The organism is Curtobacterium sp. AB7 (genome assembly GCF_044909335.1).
In the GTDB taxonomy this organism is placed as follows: Bacteria; Actinomycetota; Actinomycetes; order Actinomycetales; family Microbacteriaceae; genus Curtobacterium.
Window position 1 is genome coordinate 125314 of the sequence record NZ_JBIYED010000007.1, and the last position, 17958, is coordinate 143271.

Here is a 17958-nt window from a genome sequence, read left to right on the forward strand (position 1 = left end):
CCGCTCAGCCTAGCGACAGGACGGGGACCCCCAGCAGGTGGACGGACTCCGGCGTGGCGGTCTCCCCCGCGCCGATCGCGACGACACCGGCCACCGGCAGCCGCGCGACGACCGCGGACACCATGGCCGCGGAGTCCTCGGGCTTCCGTCCGACGTCGACGACGACCCAGACCTGGTCGGCCTCGACCCGTTCGCCGGTCGCCCGGTCGTCCCACGCGGCGACGGCGAGCACCGCGTGGCCGTCACGCACGCCGTCGGCGCGGGCGAGGATGGCGGACCGTCGGTCGGCGGCATCGGTCGGCCGCAGCGCATGCCGGACGGCGAACAGCCCGGCTGCCGCGTCGACGTCGTTCGGCCGGCCCACCAGCAGGACCAGGTCGCCGTCGGCCGACCGCACTGCCGGAACCGCGGCCCGCATCCCCGGGACAGCGGCCCGCGCTGCCGGTGCAGCAGACCGCACGGCAGGGGCCGTGGGCCGGGCCGCCCGCCGGCCGGGCACGACGTCGGGGACGGTGGCCGGGCCTCCTGGCAGGGTGTCGGTGACGGCCTGGAGGCGCGGGTCGACGTCCGCTGGCCCGTCCGCTTCCGGCGGGGCGCGCGTCGGGCGCGGGGCGCTCCCCGTGATCCCGTCCGCCACGAAGCCGTCGAGCACCGACGCGAACGCGTCGGCACGCGTGGCCCGGGTGCCGTCACCGCCCGCGATGCGGGCCTCGGCAGCCTCGGCGTCGGCGAGCAGCGCCGCGATGCCGATCCGCTGGACGGGTGAGTCGGCGATCACGACGCGGGCGGTCGGGGTCTCCCCCGGTTCCGGCACCTCGACGGTCGCCTCGACGTGGGCCTTGCGGAACAGCCCGCCGATGCCCGGCGTGGTGACCCGCTCGGCGGCGACGATCCGTGCACCCGCGCCGAACTCGGTCCGGACGGCGTCGCGGACCTCGTCGAGCGTTGCGCCGTTACGCTGCAATCGGGTCGGCGGCACGGACCACTCCCACGGTCTCGATGGTGGAGCCCGCGGCGGTGGCTTCCTGGTACGACAGCACCGGGAGCCCGTTCGACTGGGCGGCGACCATGCGGTGCACGGCCGGACGGAGCTGCGGCGCGCAGACGAGGACGGCGGACAGGCCCTGGTCCTCCACGCTGCGCACGGCGTCGCGGACGGAGCCCAGGACCTGCTCGATGCGGTGCGCGTCGAGGACGATCTGGCTGCCCTGTTCCGAGGGTCGCAGCCCCTCGAGCATCGACTGCTCGAGCAGCGGGTCGATCATGATGACGCGCAGGGTGCCCTGGTCGGTGTGGCGGGCGGCGAGGGCGGGTCCGAGTGCGGCGCGGGCAGCCTCGACCAGGCCCTCGGGGTCGGTCGAGGCCTTGGCGCGCAGGGTCAGCGCCTCGCAGATCCGGCCGAGGTCGTTGATCGGCACGCGTTCGGCGAGCAGGCCCTGCAGCACGCGCTGGAGTTCGGCCATCGAGAGCATGCCCGGCACGAGTTCCTCGACCGCGGCGGGGTTGACCTGCTTGACGCCCTCGGTCAGGACCTTGACGTCCTCGCGGGTGAGCAGGCGGGCGGCGTTGTCGCCGATGACGGCCTGCAGGTGCGTGACGAGCACGGACACCCGGTCGATCACGGTGGCGCCGGTCATCTCGGCGGCGTGCCGGAGTTCGGCGGGCACCCACTTGCCCGTCAGGCCGAACACGGGCTCGACCGTCGAGGTTCCCGGCAGCCCGTCGAGGTGGTCGCCGAGGGCCAGGACGCTGCGGGCCGGGGCGGTGCCGCGGCCGGCCTCGACGCCGGCGATCCGGATGGCGTAGGTCGAGGGCGGCAGGTCGATGCTGTCGCGGGTGCGGACCGGCGGCACGACGATGCCCATGTCGACGGCGATCTTCCGCCGCAGGGCGCGGACGCGGCCGAGGAGGTCGTCGGAGGCGCCGGACACCATGTCGACCAGATCGGGCGCCAGCAGGATCTCGAGGGCGTGCACGCGCATCTGCTCGATGAGGTCCTCGGGGGTGTCGCCGGAGGGAGCGGCGGCCTCGAGGGCCTGCTGCTCGGCGGCGGCCGACTCGGCGTTCGCGGCGTTCCGGCCGATGCGCCACGCGGTGAACAGCAGGGTCGCACCGACGAGCAGGAAGGGCAGGATCGGCATGCCGGGGATGAACCCCATCGCGATGGCGGCGACGCCGGCGATCATCAGGGCGTTGCGCGACTGCGACAGCTGGGTGGCGGCCGAGGCACCCATCTCGGACTCCGCGCCGGAGCGCGTGACGATCATGCCGGTGGAGACCGCCATGAGCAGGGCCGGGATCTGCGTGACGAGGCCGTCGCCGATCGTCAGGATGCCGTACTTCGACAGGGCGTCGGTGGCGGAGAGCCCGTTCTGCAGCATGCCGATCGCGATGCCACCGACCAGGTTGATGATGATGATGAGGATGCCGGCGATCGCGTCGCCCTTGACGAACTTCGAGGCGCCGTCCATCGCGCCGTAGAAGTCGGCCTCGGCGGAGACCGCGGCGCGGCGGTCCTTCGCCTGCTGGTCGGTGATGAGCCCCGCGTTCAGGTCGGCGTCGATCGCCATCTGCTTGCCGGGCATGGCGTCGAGGGTGAACCGTGCCCCGACCTCGGCGACGCGCTCGGCACCCTTCGTCACGACGACGAACTGGATGACGATGAGGATCAGGAAGATCACCGCGCCGATGATGATCGACCCGGAAACGGCCACGTGGCCGAACGCCTGGATGACGTCGCCGGCGAAGCCCTCGCCGAGCACGAGCCGGGTCGACGCCACGTTCAGGCCGAGGCGGAACAGCGTCGCGACGAGCAGCAGCGACGGGAACACCGAGAAGTCGAGCGGCTTCTTCACGAACAGCGTCGTGAGCAGGATCACCAGCGCCAGCAGGATGTTGCAGATGATCAGGAAGTCGAGCAGGAACGACGGCACCGGCAGGATCAGCAGCAGGATGATGCCGACGATGAACACCGGGACGACGAGCTTCGGCAGGTCCTTGCGGTTCATGCGGGGAGTCCTTCGGTCGGGGTCTCGGCGATGCGCGGTGCGCGGAGCTTGCGGGGGCGGAGGTCACCGGTCAGCGTGGCCGGGTCGATGACGCTCGCGACCTCGTCGGGCGTGGTCGGCCTCGGCGGTGCGTGGGTGCCGGCCGCTGCGCCGCGGGCCTTCAGGGCCATCACGAACGACAGCACCCGGGCGACCGGCGTGTACAGGTCGACGGGGATCTCGTGCCCGAGCTCGCACGCGGCGTGCAGTGCGCGGGTGAGCGGGACGTCGCGCACGATCGGCACACGGTCCTCCTCCGCCCGGGCACGGATGACGTCGGCGACGGGCCCGGCGCCCTTCGCGACCACCCGCGGTGCGGCCTTGCCCGGCTCGTACTTGAGCGCGACGGCGTAGTGGGTCGGGTTCGTCATGACGACGTCCGCGGTGCCGACCGCCTGGATCATCCGGTTGCGGCTCATCGCGAGCTGGCGGGAGCGGCGCTGGCCCTTGACGAGCGGGTCGCCGTCGCTCTTCTTCTGCTCGTCCTTGACCTCGCGCTTGGTCATCATGGTGCGCTTGCGGTTGCGGCGGATGACCACGAGCACGTCGATCGCGGCGAGGACGAGCCCGGCGGCGATCGCGGCGCGGAGCAGGGTGCCCGCGCCGTCCGCTGCTGCCTCGAGCACGGCGGACAAGGGCAGCGAGCCGCTCGTCATGAGCACGGGCATCAGGCCCTGCACGGCGAACCAGAGCACGAGCCCGACGACCGTGGTCTTCAGCAGCGCCTTCGCCCCGTTCCAGAGCGCCTGGACGCCGAACACCCGCTTCAGGCCGGCGATGGGGTCGAAGTGCGAGGCCTCGGGCGCGAGCTTCCGGACGTGCACCCCGCCCTGCGCGACGGCGGCGGCGGTGACGGCGACGAGCACCACCGCGAGCATCGGGCCGAGGGTCGCGCCGACGCTCGCCATCGCGTCGCCGAACACGTGGTTCATGGTGCCGATGGTCGGGTTCGCGATGACGGACTGCACGGCGACGAGCTGTGCCGTGCCCGCGGCTGCCGCGTTGCCGATCATCGACGGCACCATGAGTGCGACGACGGCGATGCCGATCCACGCGCCGAGGTCCTGTGAGCGGCCGAGCTGGCCCTTCCGGTGGACCTCCTGCATGCGCTTCTGGGTGGCCTTCTCGGACTTCTCACCACTGTCGGACACGGCGCCTCAGCCCCGTCCCGTGATCGCCTGGACGGCGTCGCCGGTCAGCGACGACACCACCGAGGGCAGGGCCATGAAGAGCGCTCCGGCGAACAGGACGGTCAGCCCGATCTTGATCGGGAACCCCATCTGGAACGCGTTGAGGGCCGGTGCGACGCGGGTGAGCAGGCCGAGGCCGACGTCCGCCAGGAACAGCACGACCACCAGCGGTCCAGCGATCTGCAGCGTCGCCAGGAACATCTGCGACATCGCCGCCACGAGCAGGTGGGCCAGACCGTCGACCGCGAACGTGCCGGTCAGGGGCACGGCGTCGAAGGACCGCACGAGTCCGCCGACGATGAGCTGGTACCCGCCCGAGGTGAACAGGAGCGCGAGCGCCGCCATCTGGAACAGCCGGGTGAACTGGGCGCCGTTGACCTGCGACTGCGGGTCGAACGCCTGCGCGAGCGTGAACCCGCCGAACAGGTCGATCAGCGCACCGGCCGACTGCACCGCGGCGAACACCAGGAACACGAGGAAGCCGAGCGACAACCCGACGACGAGCTGGGTGAGCAGGGCGAGCAGGAACGGCCCGGTGTCGAGCGACTCGTAGCCGACGGCGACGCGCGGGGCGACGCCGATCGCCAGGCCGAGCCCGAGGATCACCTTCACGGTGCCGGGGAACGCGCGGTACGAGAACGGCGGCGCGATGACGAAGAACGCCACGAGCCGGACGCCGGCGAGCATGGTCGCCTCCAGACGGTCGGCGTCGATGCTGAGCTCCATCAGCCGCTGCCGAGCATCTTCGGGATCATGTCGAAGGCGACGTGCGTGAACGCCACCATCTCCGAGATCATCCAGTTGCCGCAGATCACCAGGGCGATCGCGACGGCGACGGCCTTCGGCACGAACGAGAGCGTGACCTCCTGGATCTGGGTCACGGACTGGAACAGCGAGATCGCGAACCCGACGACGAGCGACGTCACGAGCACCGGAGCGGCGAGCTTGCCCGCGACCAGGAGCGCCTGGAGGACCAGGTCGATGACGGCCTGCTGGTTCATGCGTGCCCCCTAGACAACGTGGTAGCTCTCGATGAGCGACGTGATGATGAGGCCCCAGCCGTCGACCAGCACGAAGAGCAGGATCTTGAACGGCAGCGAGATCATGACCGGCGGGAGCATCATCATGCCCATCGACATGAGCGCCGCCGAGACGACGAGGTCGATCACCAGGAACGGGATGAAGATGACGAACCCGATGATGAACGCGCTGCGGAGCTCCGAGATGATGAACGCCGGGATCACCGTCGTCATCGGCACGTCGGCCATCGACTTCGGGTTGTCGAGCCCGGCGGCCCGCGTGATCAGGGCGACGTCCTCGTCGCGGGTCTGGTGGAGCATGAAGGTCCGCAAGGGCTTCGTGCCGATCTCGACGGCCTGGTCGAAGTCGAGGTGGCCGGCCAGGTAGGGCTGCAGGGCGTCGTCGTTGATGTGCCCGAGCACCGGCGCCATCACGAACAGCGACAGGAACAGTGCCAGGCCCGCGATCACCTGGTTCGGCGGGATCGACTGCAGGCCCAGGGCGTTCCGGGTCATCGCCAGGACGACGAAGATCTTCGTGAACGACGTCATCATGAGCATGAGCGCCGGGGCGACGCTGAGCAGCGTGATGCCGATGAGCGTCACGACGGCCGACGACGGGGTGCCGTCCGGGCCGTTCACGCTGACGCTGAAGTCGCCGGTCGCGGGAGCGGTCGGCGTGGCGGGGGCGGTCGGTTCGACGACGCCGGCGGCGTGGGCACCGGTCGCGGTGAGCATGAGGAAGCCGGCGACGACCGCCAGCCCGAGCAGGACGAGGGCCAGGACACGTGCCGAGCGGACGGCGGTCACCCGGCCCGCCGGTTCCGCAGTGCGGCGGCCGCCTGCCGCCAGGTGTCGACCGACAGGATCGAGCCCTGCAGCTGCTGCGCGGTCGGCAGCGGGGTGCGCTGCGGACGGCGGTTGCGTGGGCGCATCGGCAGCGGCGTCGCCGCGTCGGCCGGGAGGTGGGCCCCACCAGCCGGTTCCGGATCGACGCGCCCGCGGCGCTCCGGCCGTGCCTGGAGGGACGTGGGGGCGTCCGCCTGCAGCGCGAGTTCCTGACCGAACACGTCGGCCGACGGGGCGGGACGCACGGGCAGCTGCACGGGTCCGGTCACGATGGTGAGCTCCGGAGCGGGCGCCTGCCCGCTGGTGAGCAGGCTGACGCCCTGCTCGGAGACCCCGAGCACCAGGCGCTCACCCTCGACGTCGACCACCACGACGCTCGCCTTGCCGCCGAGGCCCTGGCGACCGACGACCTCGACGGTCGCCGCACGGCGCCCGGAGGTCTTGCCCGCGAAGCGCTTCTTGCTGGCACGGTGCAACACCCACATGAGGACGAGCACGACGCCGAGCGACAGCGCGACGCGGAGGGTGACGAGGAGGGTGTCCACGCGCAGGCTCAGAGGGATTCGGCGACGTCGAGGATGCGGGTGATCCGGACGGCGTAGTCCTGGTCGACGACGACGACCTCGCCGTGCGCGATCAGGCGGCCGTTCAGCAGGACGTCGGCGGGAGCACCGGCACTGCGGTCGAGTTCGACGACCGCGCCGGGCTCCATGCCGAGCACGTCGCGGACCGACATGCGGGTGCGGCCGATCTCGACGGTCAGGGTCATCTCGACGTTGTTGATGCGGCCGAGGTTGCCGGCGGGCACCCCGACGGGCGCGGCGGCCGAGACCGTGCCGTGCTCGCGCACCCGGATGCCGAACCAGCCGCTCGGGACACCACCGGCGGTCAGCTCGAACACCACCGTGTCGGGGTCGGCCAGCAGCGCGGCCGCCGACTCGCGGCTCGCCTCGCCGAGGACCCCGACGCCGAGCACCGACGCGGCGGCCTCGAGCGACGGACGCAGCACGTCGGTGACCGCGACGATCCCGTGGTCGGTACCGCCGGCAGCGATGACGGCCTCGAGGTCGGTGAGCACGAGGGCCAGGTCGGCCGACAGGCCGCCGACGAACGACGCGACCACGGCGTCGGTCGCCGCTTCGAGCACGACCGGGGTCGCGCCTCCCGGCAGCAGCAGCGCGCCCAGCGGGACGGCCGTCGGGAGCTGCGCCGCGAGCGACTCGGCCGCGGTGGTCTGGAGGGTGGTCGTTTCGGTCATCAGTGCTGCTCCGTGCTCGTGGTGGTGACGACGATGCCGGCGAGGCGCGAGCCGTTCGCGCCGACCGCGGCGGTGCCGACGGGTTCACCGTCGACCGCGATGGTGAGGGGGCGGTGCTGCGGGTGCGGCAGCGGCAGGACGTCGCCGACGGCGAGCCGGAGCACCTGCGTGGGCAGGACCGTCGCCGGTGCGAAGCGCAGGCTGACGCCGACGGGGACGCCCGCGAGTTGCGCGTCGAGCAGGGCCTGGGCGTCGGCGGGCGACACGTGGGCGGCGGCTTCGCCGAGCTGCGGCAGGACCGCCTCGGCCGGCAGCGCGAGCGTGCCGGGGGCGACGCGGTCGCCGACGCGGATCGAGAACGCCGCGACGATCATCAGGTCGCCCTTCTGGGCGGCCTGGGCGAACTGCGAGTTGAACTGGAAGCCACCCGCCGTGACGTCGTGCGCGAGCAACCCGCCGAACGAGTAGCGGAGGTCGTCGAGGGCGTCTTCGACGATCTTGCGCACGAGGGCCTGCTCGATGGGCGTGAAGGTGCGCTCCGGGGTCGGCAGCGGCTTCGAGGCGCCGAGGGCGTGCGAGACCCAGGTCAGCGCGGCGTCGAGCGGGACCTGCAGGACGCCCTTCGGGACGACGTCCGCGATCGGCAGCAGCACCATGCCGGTGAGCGCGGGAAGCGAGGCGGCGTACTCGTCGTACGTCACCATCTGCACCTGCTCGCAGGTGACCTGGCTGACGGCACGCACCTTCGCGGTGAGCTGCGTGCCCCACTGCCGAGCGAAGGTCTCGAACGCGAGCTCGAGGACCCGGGCGTGCTCGCGGGCGAGCGTCGACGGGCGCGCGAAGTCGTACACCTCGGGCGCTGGCAGGGTCTCGGTCACGGGTGCGTCTATCGGTCGCCTGTGCGGCACCCGTCAGTGCTGTACCCCGTACTGGGGATGAAGGGGTGTGTGGCCCCGTCGGTCGTCCGTCAGCCCTGGCGTGCCCCGTCCTGGGCCTTCGCCAGTGCCGGCATCAGCGCGCTGACGTCCTGGTCGGCGTTCGACAGCACCACGATGTCGACCCGTCGGTTCAGGGCGAGGTCCTGGTCCGTCCCGCCCTTCGCGAGCGGCCGGCTCGACCCGAAGCCGACGCTCTGCACGTGGTCGCCCGGCATGCCGCCACGCTCGACCAGGTCGCGCAGCACCCCCGTCGCCCGGGCCGCGCTGAGCTCCCAGTTGGTGGCGTACGGCGCCGTCGAGTTCCGCTGGTCGGCGTGCCCCTCGACGCTGACGTCGTGGTGGCTCGTCTTCAGGACCGGGGCGATCGCGTCCATGATCCGCCGTGCCTGGTCGGACAGGTCCGCGCTGTTCGTGCCGAAGTACGTCTCGCTGCCGACGAGCCGGACGATCAGCCCACGGGCGTCGACGGTGAACTGCACGTTCGCGGTCTGGCCGGCCTTCGCCAGGTTCTTCTCGATCGCGCTCTCGATCGCGGTGAGGTCGTCGAGTTCCTTCTTCGCGTCGGCCAGGTCCTGCTTCGTCGCGGTCACCGGCACGACGGTCGACGCGGGGTCGACGTTGGTGTCCTTCGTGCCGGACGACGCCGTCGAGTGGTCGGCCTGTGACTTGTCGGTCGAGTACCCGGAGCCGTCCTCGACCTGGTCCTTCGTGACGACCGTGCCGCTGGCGGTGTCGACCTTCTGCGACTTCACCTCGCCGAAGCCGGTGGCCAGGGAGTTCTTCAGCGCGATGTACTTCTCCTGGTCGACCGTCGACATGGCGAACAGCACCAGGAACATGCACATCAGCACCGTGATCATGTCCATGTAGGACGCCATCCAGCGCTCGTCGGGGTGCTCGGCCTCGTCGTGGCCCTTCTTCGCACGACCACGGCCGCGCCCTCGGGGGTTGGCGCTCATCGTCAGGCCGCCAGCTGCTGGTCGTCGGCGTCGTCGGTGGCGGCGCCCTTGCCGTTCTTGCCCTTCGCCTTCGCGGCGCCGTCGGCCCGGGCCGCCGGCGGCACCATCGCCTTCAGGCGTTCACCGAGCAGGCGGGGCTGGCTGCCGGCCTGGACCGCGAGCAGCCCCTCCATCAGGAGCGTCTGCCGGTCCGATTCGAGCTGCGCGAGCTTGCGGAGCTTGCCGCCGATCGGCAGCCACATGAAGTTCGCGGTGAGCAGGCCCCACAGGGTCGCCACGAACGCGCTCGCGATGAGGGGACCGAGCTCGTCGGGCTTGCCGAGGTTCGCGAGCACGTGGGTCAGGGACACCACGGTGCCGATGATGCCGACGGTCGGGGCGAAGCCGCCGAGCCCCATGAAGAACGCACTCGCGCTGCGCGTCGGAGCCGCGTTCGACTCGATCTCGTCCTCGAGCAGGATCCGCAGCTCGTCGCCGTCGGTGCCGTCCGCGATGTTCTGCAGCGCCTTCTTCATGAACGGGTCGTCGTGCTTGTCGGCCTCCTGCTCGAGGGCGAGCAGACCGTTCGACCGAGCCGTCTCCGCCAGGCCCACGACGTCGTCGATGACCGACTGCGGCGGTGTGACCTTCCCGGTGAACGCCTTCGGCACGGCCTTGAAGCTCGCGATGGCGTCCTTCAGCGTGGTGCTCGCGATGCCGCAGCCGATGGTGGCACCGAACACGAGCAGCATCGGCGCGGGCAGGAACAGCCCGGCGAGCTCGACGTGCTCCATCTCGACCATGCCGAACAGGGCGCCGAAGGCGAGCAAGATCCCGATGATCGTCGCGATGTCCACGTCAGCGACCCCCGTCCTGCGTGCGGAGGGGCGCGACCGCGGCCAGCGTCGGCTGGGGGCCGGTGGCGTTCCGCGCGTTCGGCAGGTCGGTGCCGTAGGCCATGCCGACGATGCGGGCACGGTACGCGGCGATCAGGTCGATGACGTCGGCCATGGACTCGCGGACGATGTACTTCGCCCCGTCGACCATGATGAGCGTCGTGTCCGGCGTCTCGTGGATGCGCTCCACGAGGTCGGGGTTGACAGCGAATGCGCTGCCGTTGAGTCGTGTGACGACGATCATGGCCCGTCCTGGTTCTCGATCGTCCCGCCGCCGTCCGTGGGGCGGGATGCTGCCCATCCGTGGGCCTGCACGGAGGTCTATCGGCGGACCACACCTGTTCGTTAGTTCATCTCAGATACGAGTTGTTGTGCCCCGATCGCTGGGAATTCGATGCACCGCCAACCCGTTTTTATCTCATGAGCGTGTTACGTTGACGGCATGTCCGACACCACCACCGTCGTCTCGCCGGCCACCCCGGCATCCGCCGCCCCGCTCCGCGAGGTCGGTGCCCTCATCCGGGGCGCACGCAAGGGCCGCAGCATGACCCAGGCGCAGCTCGCCGAACGCGTCGGCACCAGCCAGAGCGCGATCAACCGCATCGAACAGGGTGGGCAGAACCTGTCCCTCGAGATGCTCACCCGCATCAGCGACGCTCTCGACCAGCAGATCGTGTCGATCGGCGGCGCCCCGCAGCGTGCGCACCTGCGCGTGCAGGGCGGCCGGAAGCTCAGCGGGTCCATCGCCGTCAACTCGAGCAAGAACGCCGCCGTCGCGCTGCTCTGCGCCTCGCTGCTCAACCGCGGCGTCACCCGCCTGCACAAGGTCGCCCGGATCGTCGAGGTCGACCGGATCATCGACGTGCTCCGCAGCCTCGGCGCGAGCGTCACGTGGTCCGAGGACGGCGAGACCCTCGAGATCGTCGCCCCGTCCGACCTGCACCTCGACGCGATCGACGCCGACGCCGCCCGCCGCACCCGCAGCGTCCTGATGTTCCTCGGTCCGCTCAGCGGCCGGTACGAGTCCTTCCGACTCCCCTACGCCGGCGGCTGCGACCTCGGCACCCGCACGGTCGAGCCGCACCTCATCGCGCTGCGTCCCTTCGGCGTCGACGTCGAGGCGACCTCCGGCTGGTACGAGGTCGGCGTCGCGAACCAGGACGTCCCGACGAAGTCCGTCGTCCTCACCGAGCGCGGCGACACGGTGACCGAGAACGCGATCCTCGCCGCGGCCGCCCGCGACGGCGAGACCGTGATCCGCAACGCCAGCCCCAACTACATGGTGCAGGACCTCTGCTTCTTCCTCGAGCTGCTCGGGGTGCAGATCGAGGGCATCGGCACCACCACGCTCCGCATCACCGGCAAGAGCCGCATCGACGAGGTCGTGGACTACTGGCCGAGCGAGGACCCGGTCGAGGCGATGAGCCTGCTCACCGCCGGCATCGTCACCGACTCCACGCTCACCGTCACCCGGGCGCCGATCGAGTTCCTCGAGATCGAGCTCGCGACCCTGGCCGAGATGGGCTTGCGGTTCGACGTCACCGACGAGTACCCCGCCGCGAACGGCCGCACCCGCCTGGTCGACATCACCGTGCACCCGTCCGAGCTGCACGCCCCGATCGACAAGATCCACGCGATGCCGTTCCCCGGGCTGAACATCGACAACCTGCCGTTCTTCGTGGTCATCGCCGCGATGGCCGAGGGAACCACGCTCGTGCACGACTGGGTGTACGAGGGCCGGGCGATCCACCTGCTCGACCTGACCCGCCTCGGCGCGAGCGTCACCCTGCGCGACCCGCACCGCCTGGACGTCACGGGTCCGACGCACTTCTCGGGTGCCGAGATCAGCTGCCCGCCGGCCCTCCGCCCCGCGGTGGTCATCCTGCTGGCCATGCTCGCGGCGAAGGGCGAGAGCGTCCTGCGCAACGTGGGCATCATCGCCCGCGGTTACGAGCAGCTCCAGGAGCGCCTCAACTCCCTCGGCGCGTCCATCGAGACGTTCCACGACTGAGGCGACCGCCCACCCGCGTGACCCGACGGCCCGTCCCCGCAAGTGGGGACGGGCCGTCACCCGTTCTGCGCGGATCGACCCGGGCCTCCAGGCTGATGCGCAGGAGCGCTCCACCACGTACCCAGGCGACCGGTGCTGGATGGGGTGATGGCCACGAGATCGCTCTTGACCGTCCCCCTGTTCATCACGGTCGCGGCCGCCGCGGCGGCCTGGTTCGTCCTCGGCCCAGCCGCCGCCCTGGCGTTCGTCGCGCTCGCGCTCCTCGAGATCGCGATGGCCGCCGACTCGTCGGTGCCGATGGCCGGCATCGCAGGACGACTGCACTCCCCTGCCCGACGGCTGTTCCTGTCGCTCGGGATCGTCGCGGGCGTCCTCGCGATGCGGCTGCTCCTGCCGCCGGCGGCGGTCGCGGTCGGGGACGCGACCGACCCCGCGAGCTCCGTGCAGGAGGCCGTCTTCGCCCCCGGCTCGTTCTCGGCGCACCTCGCCGAGGTGCGCCCCGCCCTCGCCGCCTTCGGCGCCGCCTTCATCTGGCTCGTGTTCGCCGAGTACCTGTTCAACACCGACCGTGCGTCGCGAAGGTCCTGGCTGGGCCGCCTGGAGGCCCGGCTCGCCGCCGTCGCGCGTCCTCGCGTCTGGTCCCTGGTCACCGCTGCGACGGGGGTCGCCGTCACGGCCGTCCTCGTCGGCATCGACCGTGCGTGGTCGCCCGGAGCCCTCCTGCCGGTCGTGCTCGGCGGTGCAGCGGGCATCGCCGCGTACCTCGGGTCGAAGCGCGTCGCCGCGTGGGCGCTCGACGGGGTCGGCTCGGACACCGCGTCGATCGGGGTCGGCCGGGGCGCCTGGCGGATCCACGCCTACGCCTCCACCGTCGTGTTCGAGCGGGGGCTCGTGGTGTTCATGCTGTTCGAGATCCTGGACGGCGTGTACAGCCTGTCGGGGTCCGGGACCCTCGGCGCCGACGGCCTCGGAGCGCTCGAACAGGCGGCGGTCGCGGTGGCGGCGATCGGCGTCGGCGCCGTGTTCCTGGCGCGGTTGACCTCGCGGTTGGACGAGGCCGCGGGACTGAAGCGGCTGCGGTACCTGAAGGCCGGGGCGGCGTACGTGCTCGGGGTGCTCGCGGTGCTGCTGTGGGCGAGCCTGCTCGTGCCGATCCCCGGGGTCGTCGTCGCCTGGTTCGGCAGCGTGGTGATCGGTTCGGCGCTCGCGAGCTCGCTGCCGTGGCGGGCGTGGTGGCGTCGGCTGTCCCGGCGCCCACACCCCGTCTGATCACGCGCCTGGAAGGATCCACCGGAGATCGGCGTTGACTTGCGGGTCGGACGACGATCGGAGTGCACGTGCTGGGTCCTGAACTGGTGGTCGTCCTCGGCCTCGCCGTCGCACTGACGGCGGGGATCGCGGACCGGATCCGGGTTGCCCCTCCGGTGCTGCTGCTCGTCTTCGGCGCCGCTCTGGCCTTCGTGCCCGAGTTCGCGGACGTCGAGCTGCCGGCCGACGCGGTCCTGTTGTTGTTCCTGCCGGCGCTCCTGTACTGGGAGAGCCTGACGACGTCGCTCCGCGAGATCCGGAAGAACCTGCGTGGCATCGTCCTGATGGGAACCCTGCTCGTCGTCGCGACGGCGGGTGCCGTCGCCGTTCTGCTCCACCTGCTCGGGATGCCGTGGGGTCCGGCCTGGGTGCTCGGTGCCGCCGTGGCCCCGACCGACGCGACCGCCGTCGGGGTGCTCACGAAGATGCTGCCGCGCCGCAACGTCACCGTGCTGCGGGCGGAGAGCCTGGTCAACGACGGCACGACCCTCGTCGTCTACGGCATCGCGGTCGCCGTCACGGTCGGCACGCAGGAGCTCACCTTCTGGGGCGTGTCCGGCATGCTCGTCCTGTCCTACGTGGGCGGGGTCGCCGCAGGGCTCGCCGCTGCGTGGGTCGGGACGCTCGTGCTGCGCCGGGTCGACACCGTGGTGCTCGAGAACCTCGTCACGCTCCTCGTGCCGTTCGGCGCGTTCCTGGCGGCCGAGGCCATCGGCGCCTCCGGCGTGCTCGCCGTGGTGGCGGCGGGGATCGTCGTCAGCCAGGTCGGGCCGAAGCTCGACCGGGCCGAGACCCGGCAGCAGGTCCGCGCCTTCTGGTCGTTCCTGACGTTCCTGCTCAACGGCGCGCTGTTCGTCCTGGTCGGCATCGAGGCGATGGTCGCAGCCCGGGCGTTGACTCCGTCCGAGCTGCTCCGCGCCGTCGGCGTCGTCCTGGCCGTCGCGGTCGTGCTCGTCGTCGTCCGGTTCGCATTCCTCAACGCCGCGGGCGGCACCGTCTGGCTCGTCACCCGGCGCTCGGGAGGCGCGCCCCGCGAGGGCCACCGCGACCGGCTCGTGAGCGGCTTCGCCGGGTTCCGCGGCGCGGTCTCGCTGGCGATGGCCGTCGCCGTCCCCCGCGTGCTCGAGTCCGGAGCGGCCTTCCCGGACCGCGACCTCATCGTCTTCGTGACGGCCGGCGTGGTCGTCGTCACCATCGTCGGTCAGGCACTCGTGCTGCCCGCGGTCCTGCGGCGGGCCGCGCTGCCCGAGGACGAGTCGGTCGGTGAGGAACGTCGCTACGCCGAGCGGACCGCCATCGAGGAGGCGCTCGACGCCCTGCCACGGTTGGCGCGGTCGACCGGCGCCGACCAGGCCACCGTGGACCGGGTGCGCAAGGACTACGAGGCGCACCTCGACGTCATCCAGGCACGCGAGGAGGACGACGACGACCACCCGGCGGTGCAGCGGCACGACACCGCCGTCGCGCTCGAGCTCGCCCTGGTGCAGCACAAGGCCGCGACCCTGCTGCGGCTCCGCGACTCGGACGAGATCGACGACCTCGTGCTGCGCCAGGTCCGAGCGGGCTACGACGCGGAAGAGGCGCGACTCGACGGCATCACCCCTGCGTGACGTCAGCCGGTCTCCCCGTCGGCACGACGGGGTGGGGGTGACGACCATCGTACGGGAGGCCCGGTGCCAGCTGGCACCGGGCCTCCCGTCCGGCGGTCTAGGAGTCTTCAGGCGCCGCAGCATCGGACGCGAGCGCTTTCCGGCGCTGCGCGACCTGGACCGCGATCGCGACCGGGATCGCGGCGAGGGCGACCGCCCGCAGCCACGGGCGGTCGAACGCGTGCCGGGTGGCATGGTCCAGCGACACCGGACCGGGGCCGCCGAGCGCGAACATCGCCGCCGAGAAGCCGAGGAACGCCGGGAACTCGAAGCCGCCGTCCGCGTTGAAGAAGCCGTTCGGCGTGTGCACGCTCGACGCGACGCCCATGGTCGTCGCGGCGCCCGCACCGGCGATCGGGGTGGCGAGCCCGAGTGCCAGGGCGGCGCCCGACCCGGCCTCGCCGATGCCGGCCAGCACGGCGCTCCGCTTGGCGGGGCGGAACCCCATGGCGTGCATGCCCTGCGCCGTGCCCTCGATGCCCCCGCCGCCGAAGGCGCCGAAGAGCTTCTGGGACCCGTGCGAGACGAGGACGGCGCCGAGTGCGATGCGGAGCAGGGTCTTGGCGGTGACCGATGCGGTGCTGGTGGTGTGCGAGCTCATGCGTTCTCCCGATCGTCCGTGGTGGTGGTCCGGGCGACGGTACGCCGGCACGGCTGCGGTGTCCTCGGGCTGGTCATCGATCGCGCAGCATCCGTGCCCCAGAGCAGCACCAGGATCGAGATCGAGATGAGCAGGCCGATGACCGGATCGGCGAGCGGGAAGCCGAGCATGACGCCGACCGCACTGAGGACCACTGCACCACCGTCAGCAGGAGGCCGATCACCTCACGACGAGGTCTCCTCGTCGACAGCGGATGCCGCCGCCGACGGCGGGCGGAGCACGGTCGGCGCTGCGTCGTGGGTCGCGAGGAGGCGGGGGTCGCCGACGCGTCGAAGCGGTGACGCGACCACCCAGACGACGGTGAGCAGTGTGCCTGCGCAGCCGAGCGCGATGCCGGCACGGGTGCCGACCGACTCGCCGACGATGCCGCCGACTGCGGCGCCGATCGCGATGACGCCGTAGGAGAGCCACCGCATGGTCGCGTTCACGCGGCCGAGCAGGTGATCCGGCGTGCGCAGCTGTCGGAGGGTGAGCGCGACGACGCTCGACAGCGAGGTGCCCGCGCCGTTGACCGCGAACACCGTGACGAGGACCGCGATGAGGACCGGGACCGGCCAGGACGCATCGGCCACTGGCAGGGCGGCGAGGGCGACGCACTCGACCGCAGCGCAGGCGACCATCACGGGGCCACCACCGAACCGGCGAACACTCGACGGGGCGGCTGCTGCCCCCAGGACGGCCCCGATCGCTCCGAGGCTGAACACCAGGCCGAGCTGGCCGGCGGTCAGGTTGAGTTCCCGGACGGCGTGGACGGTGAACAGGACCATCACCCACTGCGCGAAGAGGTTGTAGATGCCCGCGAACCCCACCAAGGAGACGAGGTACCGGTCGCGTCCGACGAACCGGAGACCGTCACCGAGGTCCCGGAGGGCGCTCCGTCCGGACCGCTCGGGCACACGCTCGGTGGCGGCGATGCCGAGCAAGGAGAATGCTGAGACCAGGTAGGTCACGGCATGGGCGAGGAGCGCCCACGGGGCGGACAACGCCTGGATGAGGAATCCACCGAGACCGGGGCCGCCGACCTCGGCCGCCGACGCCGTCGCCTGCAGCCGCCCGTTCGCGCGCTCGAGGTGCTCCCGGCCGACCACCGTCGGGAGGAAGGACTGGTACCCCACCTCGAACGCCACGGTGAACGCACCGAGCAGGCAGACCAGGAGCACGAGGACCGGCAGCGTGAGTGCGCCGGAGAACGCGAGGACGACGACTCCGACGGTGAGGACGGCGCGGGCGAAGTCCGACGCGATCAGGATCGGCCGTCGTCGGCAGCGATCGACCAGCACACCGAGCGGAAGCGCGAGGACCAGGAACGGTACCCATCGGGCCGCACCGAGCAGTCCGACGTCGCTCGCGGAAGCATGCAGTACGAGCACGGCCAGCAGCGGCACCGCGAGTTCGCTGATCTGGCCGCCCACCGCCGATGCGCCCTGTGCGGTCCAGAACCGGGCGAAGTCCGCCCCGAGGCGCGGAGGCCGGTACCGCCTGGTGCTAATGGCTTCATAGTCCTTCACGCATTAGACAGTGACAGGCTCGATCTAATGGCGCAACCTGAAATCAGGCATTAGCCTGGACGCATGGTTGCGGCAGGCACGACGACGACGTTCCCCGAGGTGGGCGGTCACGCGGGCTTCGACCTCGTCGACACGGTCCACTGGCGTCTCGACGACCGCCGCGCGATCGACACGCTCGCGTCGTACGACGACGTCGTGCGGTGGTGCAGCCAGACGGGCGTCGTGCCGGAGGGCACCCGCGAACTCCTGGACATGGCGTCGGGAGCGCCGCAGACGGCAGCACGCGAACACACGGCCGTCATCGCGTTGCGCGAGGCCATCTACGAGGCTGTGTTCGAGTCGTCCGAATCGGCCGTCGAGCTGATCGCTCGGGAGTACGTCGACGCACTCACGAGGTCCGTGCTCGATCACGACCCCGCCGGGCCCTCATGGTCGTGGCGGGTCCCGAGTGACCTGACCGGACCGCGCGCTGCGATCGCCGTGCTCGCACACGAACTGATCACCTCGGACCTCGGCGCCGCTCGGCAGTGCGGGGACGACGCCTGCGGGTGGGTCTACCTCGACACGTCGCCTCGCCACAACCGGATCTGGTGCACCGCCGCGGGCTGCGGGAACCGGAACCGGGTCGCACGGCACCAGGCCAGGAAGCACCCGTGAGGTGGCCGTCACCGACGGCGGCCACACGG

19 protein-coding genes are annotated in these 17958 nt (G+C 71.6%); 4 read left to right on the forward strand and 15 right to left on the reverse strand.

The window, feature by feature from the left end:
• Positions 1–4: 4 nt before the first annotated feature.
• From ABH929_RS14675 to ABH929_RS14730, 12 genes are all read right to left on the reverse strand, one after another.
• Entirely contained in the window at positions 5–979 is a 975-nt protein-coding gene (locus ABH929_RS14675) for a hypothetical protein (protein WP_263090793.1), read from the reverse strand.
• Positions 954–3008 (reverse strand): flagellar biosynthesis protein FlhA, encoded by a 2055-nt coding sequence (locus tag ABH929_RS14680; RefSeq protein WP_263090795.1) that lies wholly within the window; start codon positions 3006–3008, stop codon positions 954–956. Before ABH929_RS14680 ends, ABH929_RS14675 begins: the two co-directional genes overlap by 26 nt.
• Positions 3005–4198 carry a flagellar biosynthesis protein FlhB gene (locus ABH929_RS14685; protein ID WP_194647721.1) on the reverse strand — a complete coding sequence of 398 codons (1194 nt, stop codon included), beginning with the start codon at positions 4196–4198 and terminating at the stop codon, positions 3005–3007. The genes ABH929_RS14680 and ABH929_RS14685 overlap by 4 nt, the downstream gene beginning before the upstream one ends.
• Before the next feature lie 6 nt (positions 4199–4204).
• The gene (locus ABH929_RS14690; RefSeq protein ID WP_205462376.1) at positions 4205–4963 is read right to left on the reverse strand and encodes a flagellar biosynthetic protein FliR; all 759 of its coding nucleotides are present in this window, start codon (positions 4961–4963) and stop codon (positions 4205–4207) included.
• Positions 4963–5238: a flagellar biosynthesis protein FliQ gene (gene fliQ / locus ABH929_RS14695; RefSeq protein ID WP_205462375.1), complete on the reverse strand. Its 276-nt coding sequence runs from the start codon at positions 5236–5238 to the stop codon at positions 4963–4965. Before fliQ ends, ABH929_RS14690 begins: the two co-directional genes overlap by 1 nt.
• Before the next feature lie 9 nt (positions 5239–5247).
• Positions 5248–6066, reverse strand: a complete 819-nt coding sequence (gene fliP, locus ABH929_RS14700) for a flagellar type III secretion system pore protein FliP (protein ID WP_404561741.1) — start codon at positions 6064–6066, stop codon at positions 5248–5250.
• Complete coding sequence (locus tag ABH929_RS14705; RefSeq protein ID WP_404561742.1) at positions 6063–6650, reverse strand: FliO/MopB family protein; 588 nt, start codon at positions 6648–6650, stop codon at positions 6063–6065. Before ABH929_RS14705 ends, fliP begins: the two co-directional genes overlap by 4 nt.
• A gap of 8 nt (positions 6651–6658) precedes the next feature.
• Positions 6659–7363: a flagellar motor switch protein FliN gene (gene fliN / locus ABH929_RS14710; protein WP_123292757.1), complete on the reverse strand. Its 705-nt coding sequence runs from the start codon at positions 7361–7363 to the stop codon at positions 6659–6661.
• Positions 7363–8241 carry a flagellar motor switch protein FliM gene (locus ABH929_RS14715; protein ID WP_123292756.1) on the reverse strand — a complete coding sequence of 293 codons (879 nt, stop codon included), beginning with the start codon at positions 8239–8241 and terminating at the stop codon, positions 7363–7365. The genes fliN and ABH929_RS14715 overlap by 1 nt, the downstream gene beginning before the upstream one ends.
• Before the next feature lie 89 nt (positions 8242–8330).
• Entirely contained in the window at positions 8331–9260 is a 930-nt protein-coding gene (locus ABH929_RS14720; RefSeq protein WP_404561743.1) for a flagellar motor protein MotB, read from the reverse strand.
• A 2-nt stretch (positions 9261–9262) separates the two neighbouring features.
• Positions 9263–10096: a motility protein A gene (locus ABH929_RS14725; protein WP_205462371.1), complete on the reverse strand. Its 834-nt coding sequence runs from the start codon at positions 10094–10096 to the stop codon at positions 9263–9265.
• A 1-nt stretch (position 10097) separates the two neighbouring features.
• Positions 10098–10379, reverse strand: a complete 282-nt coding sequence (locus tag ABH929_RS14730) for a flagellar FlbD family protein (protein WP_404561744.1) — start codon at positions 10377–10379, stop codon at positions 10098–10100.
• A gap of 198 nt (positions 10380–10577) precedes the next feature.
• Between ABH929_RS14730 and ABH929_RS14735 the strand changes: the two genes are divergently transcribed.
• The 3 genes from ABH929_RS14735 (at position 10578) to ABH929_RS14745 (ending at position 15064) form a co-directional block, all read left to right on the forward strand.
• Positions 10578–12146: a UDP-N-acetylglucosamine 1-carboxyvinyltransferase gene (locus ABH929_RS14735; protein ID WP_214546792.1), complete on the forward strand. Its 1569-nt coding sequence runs from the start codon at positions 10578–10580 to the stop codon at positions 12144–12146.
• Positions 12147–12311: 165 nt separating this feature from the next.
• The gene (locus ABH929_RS14740; RefSeq protein ID WP_404561745.1) at positions 12312–13415 is read left to right on the forward strand and encodes a DUF475 domain-containing protein; all 1104 of its coding nucleotides are present in this window, start codon (positions 12312–12314) and stop codon (positions 13413–13415) included.
• A gap of 68 nt (positions 13416–13483) precedes the next feature.
• A complete protein-coding gene (locus ABH929_RS14745; RefSeq protein ID WP_263090806.1) occupies positions 13484–15064 on the forward strand; it encodes a Na+/H+ antiporter in 1581 nt (526 codons plus the stop codon).
• 97 nt (positions 15065–15161) lie between these two features.
• On the opposite strand, the gene ABH929_RS14750 is transcribed toward ABH929_RS14745, so the two are convergent.
• Genes ABH929_RS14750 through ABH929_RS14760 form a run of 3 tightly spaced genes read right to left on the reverse strand, consistent with a single transcriptional unit; the run spans position 15162 to position 17272 of the window.
• The gene (locus tag ABH929_RS14750) at positions 15162–15704 is read right to left on the reverse strand and encodes a DoxX family protein (protein ID WP_263090807.1); all 543 of its coding nucleotides are present in this window, start codon (positions 15702–15704) and stop codon (positions 15162–15164) included.
• Positions 15701–15898: a hypothetical protein gene (locus ABH929_RS14755; protein ID WP_374114429.1), complete on the reverse strand. Its 198-nt coding sequence runs from the start codon at positions 15896–15898 to the stop codon at positions 15701–15703. Before ABH929_RS14755 ends, ABH929_RS14750 begins: the two co-directional genes overlap by 4 nt.
• Positions 15899–15928: 30 nt before the next feature.
• Complete coding sequence (locus ABH929_RS14760) at positions 15929–17272, reverse strand: MFS transporter (protein WP_404561746.1); 1344 nt, start codon at positions 17270–17272, stop codon at positions 15929–15931.
• A 63-nt stretch (positions 17273–17335) separates the two neighbouring features.
• On the opposite strand from ABH929_RS14760, the gene ABH929_RS14765 reads away from it, so the two are divergent.
• A complete protein-coding gene (locus ABH929_RS14765) occupies positions 17336–17929 on the forward strand; it encodes a CGNR zinc finger domain-containing protein (protein WP_404561747.1) in 594 nt (197 codons plus the stop codon).
• The last annotated feature ends 29 nt before the right edge of the window (positions 17930–17958 follow it).